The organism is Flavobacterium sedimenticola (assembly GCF_030053345.1).
Lineage (GTDB): Bacteria > Bacteroidota > Bacteroidia > Flavobacteriales > Flavobacteriaceae > Flavobacterium > Flavobacterium sedimenticola.
In genome coordinates this window covers 89363-108694 of the sequence record NZ_JASGBP010000009.1, presented here as the reverse complement: position 1 = coordinate 108694, position 19332 = coordinate 89363, and the positions used below count along the sequence as shown (strand labels likewise).

General features: G+C 38.6%; 15 protein-coding genes. 12 read left to right on the top strand and 3 right to left on the bottom strand.

Annotated features, from left to right (window positions below; translation table 11 throughout):
* The first annotated feature begins 81 nt into the window (after nt 1-81).
* The 4 genes from QHT84_RS12305 to QHT84_RS12290 all read left to right on the top strand — a co-directional run bounded on the left by QHT84_RS12305 (nt 82) and on the right by QHT84_RS12290 (nt 4756).
* Nucleotides 82-1854, top strand: coding sequence for an AMP-dependent synthetase/ligase (locus QHT84_RS12305; protein WP_283239864.1), 1773 nt, complete (start codon nt 82-84; stop codon nt 1852-1854).
* A gap of 184 nt (nt 1855-2038) precedes the next feature.
* Nucleotides 2039-2434 (top strand): hypothetical protein, encoded by a 396-nt coding sequence (locus tag QHT84_RS12300; protein WP_283239863.1) that lies wholly within the window; start codon nt 2039-2041, stop codon nt 2432-2434.
* Between the two features lie 175 nt (nt 2435-2609).
* Nucleotides 2610-3377 carry a DUF4382 domain-containing protein gene (locus QHT84_RS12295; protein ID WP_283239862.1) on the top strand — a complete coding sequence of 256 codons (768 nt, stop codon included), beginning with the start codon at nt 2610-2612 and terminating at the stop codon, nt 3375-3377.
* Nucleotides 3378-3676: 299 nt separating this feature from the next.
* The gene (locus tag QHT84_RS12290; RefSeq protein ID WP_283239861.1) at nt 3677-4756 is read left to right on the top strand and encodes a sensor histidine kinase; all 1080 of its coding nucleotides are present in this window, start codon (nt 3677-3679) and stop codon (nt 4754-4756) included.
* Nucleotides 4757-5030: 274 nt separating this feature from the next.
* Here the strand turns inward: QHT84_RS12290 and QHT84_RS12285 are convergent, their stop codons facing one another.
* On the bottom strand, nt 5031-5324 hold the full coding sequence (locus QHT84_RS12285; protein ID WP_283239860.1) for a GIY-YIG nuclease family protein: 294 nt from the start codon (nt 5322-5324) through the stop codon (nt 5031-5033).
* Between the two features lie 582 nt (nt 5325-5906).
* Between QHT84_RS12285 and QHT84_RS12280 the strand changes: the two genes are divergently transcribed.
* A complete protein-coding gene (locus QHT84_RS12280; RefSeq protein ID WP_283239859.1) occupies nt 5907-6587 on the top strand; it encodes a hypothetical protein in 681 nt (226 codons plus the stop codon).
* 357 nt (nt 6588-6944) lie between these two features.
* Here QHT84_RS12280 and QHT84_RS12275 read toward each other — a convergent pair whose 3' ends face one another.
* Both QHT84_RS12275 and QHT84_RS12270 read right to left on the bottom strand, forming a co-directional pair.
* Entirely contained in the window at nt 6945-7355 is a 411-nt protein-coding gene (locus tag QHT84_RS12275) for a hypothetical protein (RefSeq protein ID WP_283239858.1), read from the bottom strand.
* Between the two features lie 135 nt (nt 7356-7490).
* Nucleotides 7491-8048 carry a hypothetical protein gene (locus tag QHT84_RS12270; RefSeq protein WP_283239857.1) on the bottom strand — a complete coding sequence of 186 codons (558 nt, stop codon included), beginning with the start codon at nt 8046-8048 and terminating at the stop codon, nt 7491-7493.
* 496 nt (nt 8049-8544) lie between these two features.
* Here QHT84_RS12270 and QHT84_RS12265 point away from each other — a divergent pair, with 496 nt between their 5' ends.
* From QHT84_RS12265 to QHT84_RS12235, 7 genes are all read left to right on the top strand, one after another.
* Entirely contained in the window at nt 8545-10074 is a 1530-nt protein-coding gene (locus tag QHT84_RS12265; protein ID WP_283239856.1) for a hypothetical protein, read from the top strand.
* A 51-nt stretch (nt 10075-10125) separates the two neighbouring features.
* Nucleotides 10126-11157, top strand: a complete 1032-nt coding sequence (locus QHT84_RS12260; RefSeq protein WP_283239855.1) for a helix-turn-helix transcriptional regulator — start codon at nt 10126-10128, stop codon at nt 11155-11157.
* Between the two features lie 60 nt (nt 11158-11217).
* Nucleotides 11218-13719, top strand: coding sequence for an ATP-binding protein (locus tag QHT84_RS12255; RefSeq protein WP_283239854.1), 2502 nt, complete (start codon nt 11218-11220; stop codon nt 13717-13719).
* Nucleotides 13720-13721: 2 nt separating this feature from the next.
* Nucleotides 13722-14606, top strand: coding sequence for a hypothetical protein (locus QHT84_RS12250; protein WP_283239853.1), 885 nt, complete (start codon nt 13722-13724; stop codon nt 14604-14606).
* Between the two features lie 61 nt (nt 14607-14667).
* Nucleotides 14668-16221, top strand: a complete 1554-nt coding sequence (locus QHT84_RS12245; RefSeq protein ID WP_283239852.1) for a class I SAM-dependent DNA methyltransferase — start codon at nt 14668-14670, stop codon at nt 16219-16221.
* A gap of 443 nt (nt 16222-16664) precedes the next feature.
* Nucleotides 16665-17870: a restriction endonuclease subunit S gene (locus QHT84_RS12240; RefSeq protein ID WP_283239851.1), complete on the top strand. Its 1206-nt coding sequence runs from the start codon at nt 16665-16667 to the stop codon at nt 17868-17870.
* A gap of 10 nt (nt 17871-17880) precedes the next feature.
* Nucleotides 17881-19329, top strand: a complete 1449-nt coding sequence (locus QHT84_RS12235) for an AAA family ATPase (RefSeq protein WP_283239850.1) — start codon at nt 17881-17883, stop codon at nt 19327-19329.
* Nucleotides 19330-19332: the final 3 nt, after the last annotated feature.

Below are 19332 nucleotides of genomic sequence, written 5' to 3'. Positions count from 1 at the left end.
ACTACATATTTACCTACTATCTTTTTAAATTAATATTGTATGTGATGCTAATATTATTTAATTTGCGTAAAAATATGACTCATGACGCCTATCACCCGACTTTTTGACTTTCCGTATTACCAACTTTCCAAAAACAATCTCGAAGCCTGTTTGGTAACCAAATACAACGGGGTTTGGGTAAAAACCTCTACGCAGGAATACCTCGATAAAGCCAATGCGATATCCCGGGCGTTGTTGCGTTTGCAGGTTCAGAAAAACGATAAAATTGCGATTATCTCTTCCAACAACCGCACCGAGTGGAACATTATGGATATCGGGGCTTTACAGGTTGGCGCGCAAACCGTGCCTATTTATCCAACCATAGCCTCCGAAGATTACGCCTATATTTTGAACCACTCCGAGTCGAAGTATTGCTTTGTTTCAGACGAGGTGGTTTATGAAAAGCTCATGGCCGTTAAAAATGAAATTCCGTTGCTGGAAGAAGTATACAGCTTTAACGACATCGAGGGATGTAAAAATTGGAAACGTTTATTGGAGTTGGGCGAAGACCAAAGCAATCAGGATGTGGTGGAAGACCGAAAAAACAATGTAAAGCCCGAAGAATTGGCGACTATCATTTACACTTCGGGCACCACCGGAAAACCCAAAGGTGTGATGCTTTCACACCACAACATTGTGTCGAATGTGCTAGACAGTTCCCCGCGTATTCCGTTTGAAGAAGCCACCAGTGTAGCCTTGAGTTTTTTACCCATCTGCCACATCTTCGAAAGAGTGATTTTATACATTTACCAATACTATTCGGTCTCCATCTATTTTGCCGAATCCATCGAAAAACTCTCCGACAACATCAAAGAAGTAAAGCCTACCGTGTTCTCGGTAGTACCGCGTTTGTTAGAAAAAGTATACGATAAAATCATCGCCAAAGGCGAAGAACTCACCGGCATAAAAAAGAAATTGTTCTTTTGGGCCATCGATTTGGGCTTGCGTTACGAACCCTACGGGGCCAACGGTTGGTGGTACGAATGGCAGCTCAACCTGGCGCGCAAACTCATTTTCAGTAAATGGCGAGACGGTTTGGGCGGCAACCTTAACGTTATGGTCTCGGGGAGTGCCGCTTTACAACACCGCCTGATACGCATATTTGCCGCAGCCGGTATGCCGGTCATGGAAGGCTACGGACTAACCGAAACCTCGCCCGTGATTGCCGTTAACGATCAACGAAACGGCGGGTTCCGCATCGGGACCGTGGGTCGGGTAATTCAAAATGTAGAAGTCAAAATAGCCGAAGACGGCGAAATCTTGTGCAAAGGCCCTAATGTCATGATGGGCTATTACAAAGACCAACAACTCACCGATGAAGTCATCCAAAACGGGTATTTTCATACGGGAGACATTGGCGAACTGGATGCAGACGGTTTTCTGAAAATTACCGACCGTAAAAAAGAAATGTTCAAAACCTCAGGCGGCAAGTATATTGCGCCGCAGCTCATCGAAAACGCCATGAAACAGTCGTTGTTCATCGAACAAATCATGGTAATCGGGGCCGGCGAAAAAATGCCCGGTGCTTTTATTCAACCCAGCTTTGACTTCATCAAAGAATGGGCAAAGCGAAAAAACCTCCAAATTGGCGATACTCCGTCCGAAATAGCTTCGAATCCGTTGGTCGTGGCCCGCATCGAAAAAGAGGTGGAAAAAATTAATGACAAATTCGGAAATTGGGAAAAAATCAAACGCTTTGAACTCACCCCTGAGGTGTGGTCTATTGATGGCGGACACCTCACGCCTACCCTTAAACTGAAGCGTAAAATAGTCATGGAAAAATACAAAGACCTGTATCAAAAAATCTATGGTTAACCGTGTTTTTACACGTTTCTTCACCCCGTTACCCGGCCTGGCCGCATACCTTTTTCAGCGCTGATTTTAGGAATTATGTTATCAACAATTGCATTTATTAAATAGTTGATAATTAATTTCTTAATAAATTATTACATTCTCAATATAATGGTATTTTTATACTATTAACCAATAACTATAAATTATGAATGTAAAAAACTTTATTGTTGGAGGTATCGTGGGTGGTATCACTGATTTTTTAATGGGCTGGCTTCTGTACGGAATGCTGTTAAAAGATTATTTTCCCAAGCCGGAAGGCGCCGGAGAAGAAAACCTTGTTTTTATCTTTTTAGGTTGCATGAGCTTTGGTTTTATGTTGTCGTTTATCTTTAACCAAGGCGAAGGCATCAGCAAATGTGTTCCGGGTGTAAAGTTAGCAGCCGGTATTGCCTTGTTTATGTCGCTTTGCAATAACTTCTTTTACAACATGTACAACGCCACCATTAACTGGTCTATGCTAGCCACCGATGTGGTCGTATCAATTGTTATCGCTTCTGTAGTGGGAGCCGTTATCGCTGTGGTAAATGGCAAGATGAAGTAAAGTATTCGATTTTCATAGTGTGAAAGCGTCCGAAAGTGATTTCGGGCGCTTTTTCATTAGTTCCTACTCCAAAATGTGAATTTTGAAAACATATCGTGTTATTATGTAACAAAAACAAAAGGGGTAGTACCGAAATTTGTGATATAAATCCATTGAAACTAAAAACACTTTAACTATGAAAAAAATCATTCTAACAGTAGCGGTAGCCATCCTTTTATTTGGTCTACCATCGTGCAGTAGCGACAATGCTGCTTCAGGAAATTATTCGTACAAAGTGCGATTGACCGACGACCCGGGTCCGTATAGCGAAGTTAATGTGGATATTCAGGCGGTTGAAGTAACCGGAGGAAACGGACAAACGGTAACGTTAAATACCAATGCCGGGATATATAATTTGTTAGATTTTACCAACGGTGTAGATACCCTTATTGCCACCAGCACTTTAACCGACTCCAGAGTCAACCAAATTCGTTTGATATTGGGGACCAACAACACCATCGTGGCGAACGGAGTTACCTACCCGCTGAGTACGCCCAGTGCCGAACAATCGGGGCTTAAATTATTGGTGAATCAAACCCTGCAAGCCGATATCGACAACAGTATCTTGATTGACTTTGATGCCAATGCCTCGGTGGTGCAAACCGGCAACGGCACTTATAAATTAAAACCGGTGTTGCGTACCGTAGTAGCCGCCATCTCCGGAAACATTACCGGCAGCATCACCCCGGCCGGTGCCTTGGTAACCGTAAGTGCTACTTCAAACACCACCGGACTGATTTACACCAGTAATGTAGATGCCGAGGGTAATTTTACCATTACCGGGCTGCCTCCGGGAAGTTACAGCGTTACACTTACACCGCTGTTGCCATTGCTTCCGGTAACCCAAACCGATGTGGTGGTACAAGCCGGTGTGAATACCAGCATAGGCGTCATCGCCTTTTAGCATTATACTGTACAGTATAATATTCTTGAATTTTTTGAAAAGAGATTGCTTGTGGGTTAGTGCATCATTATCGGCTACCATATTGTCCTCAAAATAATGTCATTCCGATAAGCGAAGTTGGTTTATTCAAACGATGCGACGGCAATCTCTTTTCATCATTCAAAACACAAAAACCACTCGCCTACTCGAGTGGTTTTTTGTTGCCCTTCCGCTTAATTGTTAAAATAGTTCCCTTTTTTGAATTCGTCGTAGGAGTAATAAAAACAATTGCTATATTTACTTCCCTGAATCTCATTTAAATGACGGATTACCCCACCCTAACGGATCAATACAAAACGGAAGTTTTTTTTGATATCTCTGCCGACCTTTTTTTTATTGCCGGTTACGATGGCTATTTTAAAAAAGTAAATCCTGCGGTATGCCACCTATTGGGCTATACCGAAGCTGAATTGTTGGCCCAACCCATTAATGCTTTTATCCATCCCGACGACCTGGAGCGGACCTCTCAGGCCCGAGAATCGGTCAAAAAAGGCAATCCGTTACTGCATTTTGAAAATCGCTACCTTACCAAGAGCGGGGATGTGGTTTGGCTGTCCTGGACCTCTACGCCCCACCAAGCGCACGGTTTGGTGTATGCCATTGCCAAAGAAGTCACCCAGCGCAAACAGCTCGAGGAAGAGCGCAATAAGCTATTAACTACTATTCGCAAAATCAATCACGACTTAAAGAAAATTACCTATACCGCCTCGCACGATTTGCGTTCCCCGGTGAATAACTTACTGTCGGTTTTTGAATTGCTCGATGTGAGCAAAATTGAAGACCCCGAAACGCTGGATCTTATCAACATCCTTAAACTCACCACCACCAGTTTAAAAGAAACGCTCAACGACTACGTCAGTAACATCAGCCATCAGGATGATTTGACTGTCAGCGTCGAAAAATTGTCGTTGACTGAGGTGGCTCAAAAAGTACTGCAATTCATTCCGCTGCAAAGCAACGGAACCAAAGTAACCGTAGACCTCAACTTTGACGCCTTCGATACCGTATCGTTCAACAAAGTGTATCTCGAGAGTATTTTTATCAACCTTATCACCAACGCCGTCAAGTATACCCAACCGGGGGTGCCTTTGGTGATTACCCTAAAAACCCAAATGGAAAACGGTGTACACCAATTGGTCATTGCCGACAACGGTTGCGGGTTTGACATCGAAAAAGTAAAAGACAAAATATTCGGGCTTCATCAAAAATTTCACCAACACGAAGACAGCCATGGTATCGGACTCTACTTGGTGTACAACCACGTGACCGATATGGGCGGACAAATAGCCGTAAGCAGCGAAATCGGCAAAGGCACTACGTTTACCATAACTTTTAAGTAGACCATTCGTGTGGCTCGTAGAGCGCTTCTCGATACTATTTTACAACCTAAAAACTACCGTTTTTAGATTGCAAAATCACTCGAAGTGACGCATCTAGTAGTAAAAAAAACAGGGTCGTCAGTTCGAGTGTTGCGAAGCAACGTATCGAGAACCAACCCTTCGATACTCCCGATACTTCGGGGTTGGCTTCGCCAAAATACTCCCGGTGACCTCCTGCAATATAGACGTCAGTTCGAGTAGCCCGAAGGGCGTATCGAGAACCAGGAGCCAACAGCTATTTCCCAAAATCTTTTTTTGCCAAATTGGGCAAGGCATCGAAGTCCCCATTAATCAGCGCCTTCTTTTTGGCTTTAGACCATTTTTTAATTTGTTTTTCTTTTTCAATGGCAATACAGATATTGGTAAATTCCGCATAAAAGACCAAAGAGACCGGTCTTCTTGTAACAGTATAGCACGTAGGATAAAACCCGGTTTCATGTCGAAAAAGTCTTTTCGTTAGGTTACTCGTGACACCGGTGTAATACGTGCCATCTGCGCATTCCAGGATATAAACATACGATAGTTTCATAGTGTAAAAGTAGGAAACTTCTTGATACTATTTATAAATCACTCGAAGTGAAGGCTTCTCGATACCATTTTACAACCTAAAAACTACCGTTTTTAGATTGCAAAATCACTCGAAGTGACGCGTCTAGTAGTAAAAAAAACAGGGTCGTCAGTTCGACCCTTCGATACGTTTTGGCTTCGCCAAAACACTCAGGGTGACGTTGTTCACTGTAGTCGTCAGTTCGAGTGTTGCGAAGCAACGTATCGAGAACCCATTTTGACTACATCAAAACACACTAAACCACTCTAAATGAGCCGTATACTACAGAGCCTCCATCGCTGTTAAACGTTCTCGGGTCTCACTTTTCTACTTTTCAACCCCCATTTTAGGTTGTTCATCTAAAATATTTTCATTTTCCCTCCAAAAGTGAGAGCTTTAACTACCATTTCACAACGCTATCCCTCCCCATTTATAGCGCAACACTAGTGTGAATCCAACGCCCCAAAAATACCAACGGTAACGCTTAACCTATGTTATAGGTTGTTACAACCGTTTAGGTGGTAATACCGTGGCATTCGAAATAACCTTTAAACCAATACAAATATGAAAACAAGAATTCTTTTACTGTCCTTTGTAGCCCTCTTTTTCCTGAGCTGCAGCCAATCGGAAAACACCTCAGACGATGCGGCCCAAAAAGCCGTTTTTAAAAAACAAGTGCAGGAGCTTCTCCGCAATCCGGAGTTTAGAAACACCGTTACCCAACAGTATCATTCGGCTACCCTACGCGATGGCAACCCCAACCAAGGAGCCTTTACGGTGAGCAACAATCAATTGTTCCTCTTTTTCTTTTACCTCCCTAACGATCAAATTTTGTTATGTGGCGGCATGGAAGATTACGGTACCATAACCGTGTTGCCCAACGGCACAGCCCGTTTTAACATTAACAGCCGCGAACCCTATGCCGCCATACTCGATGTGAATACGTTTGCCTATGTCTGGTCTAATGAAGCCGATGCCTACAAAACCGGTTCCTTATACACCAATTTTGTGAGCGAATACGAACTGGTAAACTTTGGGTTTGGCGATATGTACTTCCCGGGCGCGCCGCAAGCGGCTTCGGTATTCCGCATGCAAACCTCGGTGAGTGATGCCCAACCGTTGTACGACGAGAACTTTAATTTTATCGGCTTTTCTCCTGAAACAGCCCGTAAAAACTTAACCGTACGCAGTGTTACAGTTCCCAACAGCAATAGCGATGGCCATTTTGACATTCGATTAAACTAATACGGCGGTCGTTTTCCTATAGCACACCTTTTACTCCTAAAAGGTGTGTTTTTTTTTAGGGGGTCTCATGCTCTTTTGCATTCCCGTTAACCGTCAGTTCAAGTAGCCCGAAGGGCGCTTCTCGATACTATTTACAGCTACAAAAATGCCAATTTTTGTAGCTGTAAATCACTCGAAGTGACGCTGCTGGAATTTATCACGTGACAAATTAAAACGACTCTCGTCAGTTCGAGTGATTTTCACGAAGTGAAAATTGTATCGAGAACCGACCGTTCGAGTAGCCCGCAGGGCGTATCGAGAACCCCCAAAAAAAAAAGTTGCCCATCGGACAACTTCTCTCTCATAAAAAGGCAGCCTTTATAACGCTGCTTTCCTTGCCTCTACGGCGATCACAAAGGCATCAACCTCGGCCATTTCCCGTTCTACACGTCCCAGCTCCGATTCTTTCTGCAGCAAGGCTACCGTGCCGTAATTCTCTTTGCGGTTCTCCAATACAAACTTGCGGTACTCGAGTGTGGTTTTTTTGTCCATCGCGGCTTCCTTAGAAGGCCCTTCGGGCAAGGCGGCAATGATGGTCTCGGTGGCGGCAATCTCGGCAATAACCCCCAGGATTTCGGCATCCAGCCCCTCCGAAGTCTCGGCGTACTTTTGGGTCACGCGCTCGTTGGTGATTTTTTTGTAATTCAGGTCGGCTCTTTCTCGGGCCGCCCAGGCTAATAACGCGTTACAATCGGTAACCTGCGTTAAATTGGAAATTGAATACTCCATGATTAAAAGTTTTTTAAATTAATGATGGAGTGCCATGGACGAACACTGTGCCGAAAAATCTATTTTAAGAAAACTTTAGTATTATTTTGATACAATTTTAACAAAATGCATGACGAAATCACAATATAAACACAGCTATGATGCCTTATTCGCATTGGGCTTCCCGGCCATTTGGTGCCGTTTGCGCTCCAGCAGCATTTTTTGGTACACCAATAAATCGACCTGCAATTCCAATTCCAGGACCGCGGCCTTCCCTTGCTTTTGCAGCGTAGCCGCTACCCTACGCTCCAACATTTGCAACACCTCCGGGGCTACTTCGGGCAACACCTCGGCGTGTTCTTTCAAGAAATACAGGAGCTTCGCGGCTTTTTCCGCATGCGAATAGCGGGTCTGTGCCTTGTGCAACAGGCGGCTCAGCCGCTCGTATTGGTATTCGTTTTCTTTAATCAGTTTCTCCAATTTCTCGGCCTGCTGTACCTCTTGCTCCTGCAGCATAGCGGGCCGGTCGGCCGCGGCTTCGGGCGATTGGATGTAAGTGAGCATGGCGCCCAGCAGTACCGTGGCATGGTGTGGAAAATGTCCTTTCCCCGACTCAAAACGGGATACCGAACAGCGGTGCAAATTTAAAAGCTTGGCCATTTCGTCTTGGGAAAACCCCAGCAAGCCCTTTATTTCCTCAGATTTTCTTCTCATATCATACAAATTTAAACCTTGTATATCAATCTGTTACAAGGTAAGTGCATGACTATTAAAACGAAAAAACAAGCGAAAATATTGTGCACATGTTTTTCAAAACTAAAAAGTATGTGCATGGTTTGTGCGCATGTTTTTTAAATCTAAAAAGTATGTGCAAGGTTTGTGCGCATGTTTTTCAAAAAAAAATAGGATGTGCACGTTTTGCATACCTATTTTGCAAAAACAAAATGTGGGCACCAAGGGATGCCTTCGTTTCCCGAAGCTACGGAACCGGGTAAACGATTTTGGGGTGGTGACGCTGCTTTTATCGATAAACCGCCCGCGAAAATCGCTAAAGTGTAAAATTCCGTCGGCATTATACCTCCGTAGCCTCGGTTTGCGTATCTTTAAAAACGTCTTTACGATGTTTAAATACCACACGATATAGGAAAGAGACCAACGGGTATTCTTTGGGAATACTCCCGGCACTGTAACTTTTAAAACGATAATAGGTATGAGAACACGATTACTAATATTTTATTTATTAACGAATTGTTTAATTGGATACTGTCAGGAAAAAAAATCAATAAGTGTTAAAAAACCACTAAGCACTACTGCTTTTGATTCTCTTATTATTGGTGAATTAAATTTTATGGTCCTAGGAGACGATAACGTCAAGCAAGGTATTAGTTATGAGTATAAAGAGGACAACACAGAGCTCAATGCAAGTGGAAAACTTTATAGTAAAAATTCGTTTATCATGACTTTAGATGGAAAGTTTTCTGTTAATAGTGGTGCTTTTATTTTTGATGAAAGTGATGGTAGTAAAAAGGGTAAATTAACCACAAATTTCTTCTTCAGTTTAGGCGGGAACTCTAAGTTTTTCAGTGTTGAGCATTTAGATATTCCAAATGATATTGATACACAAAGAGCACTGATACAAAACAAAATTCAAAGCAGAGCATTGGCGGACAGTGTTTATTATGGAATAATGGAAGCCGAAATCATTATGGAATTGTTTGATTTACCGCACGTTTCAATTGATAAAGATTCCTTTCGAAAACAAAAAGACTTATTGAATAAAATTGCAGAAATCAAGACTTATGAATTTAATACTACAGCCTTTACCACAAAAAATAAAGACCGCTTACTGAAAAAATTGCGTAAGTATTATAAGATGAAACCTGAAATAGTAGACTATGACGCTTTAGTTAATATTCTTAATAAAGAAAATAAAGTAAAATATGACCTTATCATTGAAAAGAATCATGTTGAAAAAATTATAAAAACCTGCGACATACCCGAAAATTTCAAAATTGAAAAACTTTTAACTGATTATGAAGTAGCTTATTCTAAACTCGAAAATTACGAAAGTGAGAACAACAAACTAGAAATTGCAACATTTAAAAAATATTGGACAGCATCACAGACCAACTATTTTGGGGTAAGCCCTTTTTATGAAAGACAAAGTTTTGACATTTACAATCAAAATGCAGAAAACACAATAAGCTTTAAGAATCGATTTCAAGAAATACGAAGTGATTTGTTTGGTATAAACATAGGATGGAATTATCTTTTCTTGTGGAAAAATAAATCTTTTGTGTTAATCAGACCTTCTATTGGCTTAGGAAGATCAAATAATTTTGTTGAATATGATAAAAATGATTATAGTTTCACGTATTCATCCGAAAATGTGAATGGTGTTCCGATTGAAGTTAATAAAACCAGAACGGGGTACATTAATAAGAATAATCGAAATTATGAGTATGGAACATTTACCAATTTTAATTTAGAATTATATTACGCACCTATTAATATCGCAGGACTATTCACAAAGATTGGATATTCCAAAAACGATGCATTGTTAAATAAGGAGGCTTACCCGCTGGAAAGCGGAATATTAATTAATTTAAAATCAAAAGACAAAAAGAATATTGTTGCCATACAATTATTTATGAGTAGACTTAATTTAAATGAGCACCCTGATGATGATATGAATTTCGGGCTTAAGATTGGATTACCAATTAATATTTCGAAGAATTAAATAGTCGAAAATACCTACTACTATTGATTGCATGAGTGAGAGATTTTTGGTATGTTTGGTGATACTCCTATCCAACTTATGATTACTACTAAACATCAAATTATACGCTACAACAAACTTGATCGCTGTTTTCAAAATTATGGAAAAGAATACAGTATAGATGACCTGCTTGTAGCGGTTAATGATGCTATATTGGAATATGACCCTAAAAGCTCCGGAGTTGAAATACGAACTTTGCGCAAAGACATAAGTTTTATGCGAAGCGAATCGGGGTATAATGCTCCCATTGAAACTTACAAAGGGGCTAACGGTTTTTATTATCGTTATGCTGATAAAAACTTCTCTATTAATAAGAGTCCGCTGAACGATACTGAAGCGGAACAATTGAAAAATGCCATTGCCATACTGCAACGTTTTGAAGGCAGTCCTGAATTTGAATGGATTAATGAATTAGGGCCCTTATTGAATGATAAGTTTGGACTGGTGAACCACGAACAAAAAGTAATTTCACTTGAGACCAATATTGATTATAAAGGGTATGAATATATTACCCCGCTCTTTAATGCGATAGTTAATAAAACGGTTTTAAAGATTACCTATGCACCCTTTGGCAAAGCGGAATATGAAATTTACTTCCACCCCTATTTTTTGAAGCAATACAACAACCGTTGGTTTGTTTTTGGTTACAATGAATATAATGACGTTCCTCAATGGAATTTGGCACTCGATAGAATAAAGAACATTGAAAAAGCCAATCATTTGTACAAAAAGGATGAAACCGATTGGTTTGAGTTTTTTGACGAAATCATTGGGGTTTCCAAAGAACCGGGAAAGGAGGCAGAAAAAGTAGTGCTGCACTTTGACAAAGAACAGGCTCCTTATGTGCAGACAAAACCCTTACACGGCAGTCAGAAATCAAAAGTGCTAGGAGATGGCTCCTTAGAGGTTACAATTGAGGTTATTCTAAACTATGAACTTGAAATGCGATTACTGTCTTTTGGAGAGAAGGTCAGAATACTAAGCCCAGAGCAATTGGTTACCACAATTTCTAATCGAATAAAAAAATTAAATCAATTATATTAAGGAACTGTGCACTTATGCTGCATACTAAGATTGTAAATTTGCACAGTAATTAAAAAAGAAATGACTTTACACGAAGCTATAGAACAGGTGCTCCAAACAAATGGCAAACCCATGTCTACCAGTGAAATTGCGGAAGTAATAAACAGCCAGCAGCTTTATGTTCGTAAAGACAATGTGCCTATTCATGCCACTCAAATTGCTGCAAGAGTTGGAAATTATCCCAATTTATTTACGAGAGACAACGGGAAAGTTAACTTGGTTAAAAATGACCTCGCTACTCTTTTGTTTCAAAAAGTTAGGAATAATTTGGTTCATAATTACAGTAATAACAGCATAACAAATTCTATTTTGCCTTTTGAACCTTTAAAACAAGGCATTAATGAGTTGTTAGACAAACTGGACGACGAAAACCTTGTACAGGAACCTATAGCTGAGTATGGCGAAAGCAACAAATCTTACGAGGCAAAATTAGAGGCATTATATAAATTATGCCATTGGTATTTGTTACAGGAATCTCATTCCAAAAGAATCCATTACGGCATACTCAATGATGGATTTGTTGCCCTATTAGCCCAACTTACTTGTTTTAGCAAGCTTCATAATACTATCATCACTAACAGCTATTTTGCCAACTATTATTTACTTAAAATTCTTAAAGAAAATAGTAGTTCTTTGTTTCAAATATTGGATGATAGTGCCGACAGTTATATCTCCCGTGAGGTTAAAAACTTTAATGAGTTTCTTGCTACAGTATACAACAGTCATTTTATCAAAGAATCAAAGGTTACAGACGCACCTTTAAGAACCGAAATCATAATTCCACCATTAGGAATGCGATCGTTTGAACCGACACCTATTGAATTTACAGCAGTTTTAAATGAAATAACAACCAAACAAAAGAAACTGGATATTGCTGTGTTACTCGTTGCTGTAGGTAGTTTAACCTCTTCAAACAAGCGCCACATAGAAGCAAGAAGAATCATTACAGAGTCTAATTTTTTGGATACTGTAGTAGAATTACCAACAGGTATCATTGAAAATACCGGTGTAAAAATGGCTTTACTCCTTTTTGATTTTAGACGAACATCAAAAGACAAGCTATTTTTTGTGAATACTTCTCATCTTTCGCTACCTGAACTATCCACTGTAGCCAAAACAATTAATGATAAAAATGTTGTTCAAGAATATTCAATAGAGGTTAGTCCTGAAAACATAGTACCTGATTATTATAATTTACTGCCAACAAGTTATCTATTTACTAAGCCCTTTGAAAAAAAAGAAGGTTATGAAATTTATACTTTAGGACATCTGTTGTCAGATAAAAAGACGGGGAGAAATCTTAATTATAAAACGAGTAGTTTCTACTCCGGTGGTGAGTATAAATTAATTCGGAATAGCGATTTAAATAAAAACAGCATTTATTTTACACCGTCCGCAGACGCCATTGGTATTGATGCAGACCAATTAGCGCTTGAAAAATTGAGCCTTGTCAAAGGTGGCTTAGCACTAAGTGCCATCAATCAAAACGTTAAAGCCAATGTTTTACCCGAAAACGAAAATTTTGTAATAGGCAACTTTATTCATTGGCTTAAACCCAACCCATCCATTGTATTTGATGAATACTTAGCCCTAGAACTGTTGCAACCTTATGTATTAAAACAATTTAATCTCTATACCAGTGGTTCGTCTCAAGTTCCCTTATTACGTTTAAATGATTTACTCAAAATAGAGGTTCAAATACCTTCCTTGGAAATACAAAGGGAATTATTACTGCAGGAATTAAGAAATAATGAGGTCATACAAAGAAAGAACGAAGCTGTTTCAGACAGGGAACTTGACTTTATAAAAACATTAAAGCATTCCCTAAAACAACCTACCGCCGGTTTAGGAAATGATTTTGCGGCTTTAAAACACTTTTTAAACACTAAAATTACTACTCAGCAAACTTTAGATTTAGCCGAAACTATAGTGCCGATTTTTGAAGATGATGGTCCTGAAACTATTGAACGATACACTTTAGCAAGTACTTTGGCTCGTATGGAACGCTCTTTAACCGATATTGATTACATACTTGAACAAGCTATTCAATTGATCACAATTGCTAATCCCCATAAAAAAGAGGTTGATTTAAAAGCGATACTCAATCAAATAAAAGGGGAATACTCAAATGTAACCATAAAGGTATCGGGCGGAGTAACCAATTTAATTGCCGATGAGAGTCAGTTAAAAATTGTATTACACAATCTAATTGATAATGCCATTAAACATGGCTTTAAAGACCTGAAAATGAATCCAACTATTTGGCTTGAAATCCGTAAAAAGGATAAAAGTTTCATAGAACTGTCTGTTAGAAATAACGGAAAATCGCTACCTCCTCAATTTACAATCGAAGATTTTCTTGCCAAAGGAAAATCAACTAAAGCCGATGTTGGCAGTGGATTTGGTGGTTTTTTGATAGGACAAATCATAAAAAATCACAAAGGAAAAATCATGTTGAATAATAATGTTGGTAATGAAATTTTACCGCATAATGTAGAATTTATAATCTCTTTACCAAGATAATCATGGCAGCAATTATAAAGGTTTTATTAGTGGATGACAAAGAAGACTACTGTCAATCTCTAGTTGGCGTTGGAAGATTGAGCAATTTAAACATAGTGTACCGTTTGGATTGGGAGACCGGTTTTGAAGTGCTTACAAATAATCCTTCCATTGAGTTTGTTATTCTTGACGGAAAAGGAAAAATTGAAGAAGATCAAGAAGTTGAAAAAGATAATTTTGTTTTTAAAGCCATCAAAGATATTACGCAATGGTCGGAAAAAAACAAAAAGCACATCCCCTACTGTGTCAATACCGGTTTTATAGAACGATTTGAGGCATTAGACGGCAATGCCAGGATTTTTCAAAAGACTGAAAAAGACAGAGGAGTTATGTTTCAGTTTATTAAAGATGAAATAGCACAGTCTCATTACAGAACACTCAGAATGAGCTACGATGAAGCTTTTGCACCTTTCGATTTAAATATCATGGCCAAAACTCATGAGCCGTTGTTAATTGAGATTATTACCGTCTTGAACAATACTGATTATGCCAAAAAAAATCTCAATGTACAACGAGATTTATTAGAGGCTGTATTTAAGTCACTTAACAACCCTATCCCTTGTATTCCAACCGCTTTCTTTGATGCAACAAAGAAGAACAAACCCAATTTAGAATCGTGTACTCGTTTTATGGAAGACAGAGATACTAATGGACATAAATTAAACAAACCTGTACCTCAAAGTATTAAATCGGCTTTTAGAAAACTTAAAGAATCTACCAGCGAGTATTCCCATTTATCGGATGAGGCTACATTGAAACTCCCTTTTTTATCTAATACTTTTCTATTGATGGAAATATTAGAATGGTTGCCGGAGTTTGTTAAAAAGCATTATCCAAATTATATTTAACTGCACTATGCACTCAATCTGCACACTAACCTATTAATTTTACAATCAAGAAATACAACTTATGATTACAGGCGAATTAAAATCACAAATAGACAAAATCTGGAATGACTTCTGGACCGGCGGTATCTCTAACCCTCTTACGGTTATTGAGCAGTTTACTTACCTTATTTTCTTGAAGCAACTGGATGACAAACAAATCCTAATTGAAAAGGAAATTGCTATGTTGGGCGGTTCGAATAAAAAACCGATTTATGCCGAGAGTCAAAAAGAATTGCGCTGGTCGTACTTTAAAGATAAAGACCCCGAAACCATGTTTGACTTGTTCCGCAGACCACAACGTCATTTGAACGATTTGACCGTGTTTGACTTTATGAAGACTTTAGGTACTGATGGCGGAAAGTTTTCGGAATACATTAAAGGGGCGACTTTTATGATTGAGACGCCCAAGTTGTTGGACCGAGTGGTGCAGCAAATAGACAAGCTACCGCTGGACAATCGTGATACCAAAGGTGATTTATATGAATACATGTTGGGCAAAATAGCTGAAGCAGGTACCAACGGGCAGTTCCGAACCCCGCGCCATATCATCCGTATGATGGTAGAACTCACCCAACCTAAGAAAGATGATACCATCTGTGACCCTTCATTGGGAACGGCAGGTTTCTTAGTAGCCGCCGGACAGTATTTACAGGACACCCAACCCGATTGGTTTTTGGAAAAGGAGTTCAGAGACCATTTTAACAGCAGCATGTTTAACGGGTTAGAAATTGACCCTTCGATGATGCGTATTGCTTCTATGAACCTGCAATTGCATGGCATGGAAAACCCAAACCTCATTGGTGGTAGTGCTTTGGCCGAAAACAACGGTATTAGTGGACAGTTCTCATTGGTCTTAGCCAATCCTCCTTTTAAAGGAGCTTTGGATTATGATGAAGTAGAAAGCAGTCTGCTACAGGTTACCAAAACCAAAAAAACCGAATTGCTATTCTTAGCACTAATACTGAGAATGCTAAAATTAGGTGGCCGTGCCGCGGTGATTGTACCCGATGGAGTTTTGTTTGGCAGCAGTGGTGCTCATAAAAACATTCGTAAAGAGTTAGTAGAAAACCAACAATTGCAAGCTGTTATCTCTATGCCAAGTGGTGTGTTTAAACCTTATGCCGGAGTAAGCACTGCCATATTATTGTTTACCAAAACCAACAGTGGCGGTACCGATAACGTTTGGTTCTATGATATGCAGGCTGATGGCTATAGCCTGGATGACAAACGCAATTTACTGGTTACTGAAGCGGCTTTAGAGCAATGTTTTACCGAACCGGAATCTATTTTAGAAGAAGTAAAAGGCAAATGTGACATTCCTAACATATTGATGGATTGGCATACCATTAACCAAAAACATTCGGCTGAAGACTTTACCGATCGCACCCAAAAATCGTTCTTAATACCCAAAAGTGACATAGTAGCCAACGACTACGACTTGAGCATTAACCGCTATAAGGAAATAGTATACGACGAAGTGGTTTATGAAAAGCCACAAGTATTGTTAGCCGAGATTAAAGCCCTAGACCAAAAACGTCGAGAAGCTATGGAGGCATTGGAAAAGATGTTGGAATAGTTGCGGAGAAAGAGATTTGAAATTAAAAGGAGGAAGCCCAGTGGGCTTCAGGTACACGAACTTTAGTTCGTAAGGATTCTGCGGAGAAAGAGGGATTCTCACCCCCGGAGAATTCGCAGAGAGGAAGGGATTCGAAACCATGACCTCAGGGTTATGAATCCTATGGTTATGAAAAGGATGTGACCTCGACAGGATTACATATCCTGACAAAGCTCCGCTTTGAAAATCCTATAAAACAAAAAAAATGATCAAGCGAGCTAGTCATTTTTTTGATTTTATAGGATTTATTCGTGACCTCGACAGGATTCAAACCTGTGACCCTGGTTTGCAATCTCAGAAGGATTCGAACCTTCGATCTACTGGTTAGAAGGCAGCTTCTCAAGACCTCTGCTCTAAAAGAGCAATTGAATTAATAACTTAGACGAAAATACAAAAATAGATTAATGCAAAAAGTAAAGATTTCTGAAGTTTGTAAAATTACAAATGGTTATGCCTTCAAAAGTGATAATTATGTTACTAATGATGGCGCACGAGTAATTAGGATTACAAATGTTCAAAAAGGAAAAATTGTAGACAATGATCCTAAACTATACCCTTATTCAGAATTGTCTAATTTAGATAATTATAAGATTGATGAAAATGATATTTTGATGTCATTAACTGGCAATGTTGGGAGGGTTGGTAAATTTCCAAAAGAGTTATTACCGGCTTATATAAATCAACGTGTTTGCAGAATTAAGCCAAAATCAGATAACCTCTCAGATAATTATTTATATCATTTTCTAAATAGTGATATTTTTGAAAATGATGCTATAAGAAATTCAGCAGGTGCCGCTCAATTAAATCTATCAACCAATTGGGTACTTGATTATGAAATTCCTCTACCCGACCTCCCTACCCAACAAAAAATAGCCGCTATCCTGGACAAAGCTGATGAACTGCGCCAATACAATCAACAACTTATTGAAAAATATGATGCATTAACGCAAAGTTTGTTTTTGGAGATGTTTGGGGATCCTATAAATAATCCTAAAAAATGGAAAGTAAATAAATTAAAGGAAATTTCAACTAAAATCCATAGTGGAAACACACCGAAAGGAGGAAGTGAAGTATATGTTGATAAAGGAATTACATTTTTTAGAAGTCAAAATGTATGGAAAAATAAATTAGTATATGAAGACATAGCTTTTATAGATCAATTAACTCATGATAAAATGCTGAAAAGTAGTTTGAAGCACGGCGATATTTTAATGACTAAGACTGGAAGAATAAATACAGAAAACAGTAGTCTTGGCAGAGCTGCTATGTATCTAGGTGAAGATGATAAAGCTAATATCAATGGTCATGTTTATTTGATTAGACTTAAAAAAGACATTATCAATGAATTTGTTTTACATATTTTAACAACAAAAGAATACAGAGGTTATATAAGAAGTGTATGTGTTGGAGGTATTGACAAAAGACAACTCAATAAAGAACACATCGAAGAATTTCCAATTTTAAATCCACCCATTGAACTCCAAAACCAATTCGCAGAACGTATTCAAGTAATAGAAACTCAAAAACAAAAAGCCCAAGAAGCTTTAGCAAAAAGTGAAGCCTTGTTTCAGGGGTTGTTGCAACAGGCATTCAAGGGAGAGTTGCATTAATAAATAATATATGTTTGAGTATTTAAAAGGAGGGGCCATTATAGGAGCCATTATCGGCTTTTGGGATAAAATTAAATTGATAGGTTGGAAAATCCTGTCAATTGCTATTCAGCGTGTAGAGATTAAAACAGATGAGGCTCATAATGCCGTTATAGCTTACTTGGTTAGAAATTATGATAAATTTCAAACCTATGACAAAACTTATGGAGCCATAAACGAAACCTACAGAAATGGTAAGTATGGATTAGTCCCATTTGAAAAGTTTGGTTCTACTTCAATAATTTTCAAGTCAGACAAAAAGGTATTGTGGTTTTTTAGAATGCCTTTTCTTTTTAATCATACTGAAGATAGTGCTAAAGGAAATGAAGACAGGAGATACCATAATGAAGATGACAAAACGTACTCATCAATAACTTTCATTAGAGGCACTTTAGACATAGATAAAATTATTAAAGAAGCATCAGAATACAGGAATAGCATATCATGGCAAATTGATGATGCTGAAGAGGCAACCACTAGATTTGACATATTCTATCTACCTAATAAAGACAATAACAACCACGCCTATTTTTCAAAAGAAACAATTGGATATGCCTGGTACAAACAAAACCAATATCGTTTGCTTGGTGTTGAACCCAACGATTTGGGAAGACAAATGACTACAAACGGTAAAGCCTTAGATAACTTATTCTTTCCAAAAGAAGTTAAAGAACTCATTGAGATTATTTCGCTTTGGGTAAAAAGTAAAGATTGGTACAAAGAAAAGAACATACCTTGGAAAAGAGGCTGGTTATTGTATGGACCTCCCGGAACCGGAAAAACTGCATTGGTCAGGGCATTTGCAGAAGACCTAAATATGCCAATTTATGTGTTTTCATTATCTCAAATGTCAAATAATGACTTGATGAGTTCATGGAAAAACATGCAATTAAATGTTCCATGCATTGCTCTAATTGAAGATATTGATAATGTATTTCATGGTAGAAAAAACATCTGTCAAAGCAATGCCATGTTTAGCAGATTGTTAACCGATGATGACAATAATCAAGACGGTGATGACGCCGGTTCAAAATTTACTCCTCTTACTTTTGATTGTTTATTAAATTGTATTGATGGCGTTGATAAATCTGATGGTGTATTTACCATCATTACTACAAATGATATTGATAAAATTGATTCAGCTATTGGACATCCTATTGAAAAAGATGGTAAAAAAATGTTTGTATCTTCAAGACCCGGAAGAATTGACAAAGCCATTGAATTAACGTATATGCAAAAAGAAAATAAAGTTCAAATGGCACATAAAATACTTGATGAATTTCCCGAAAAGTTGCAAGAAGTATTAAGCTATATTGAACAGGATAATGAAGAAACCCCAGCTCAATTTCAAGAATATTGCGCACAAATTGCCATACAAGAATATTGGAAGCAGAGAGTAAATGAATTTCAGGTAAATTAAGAA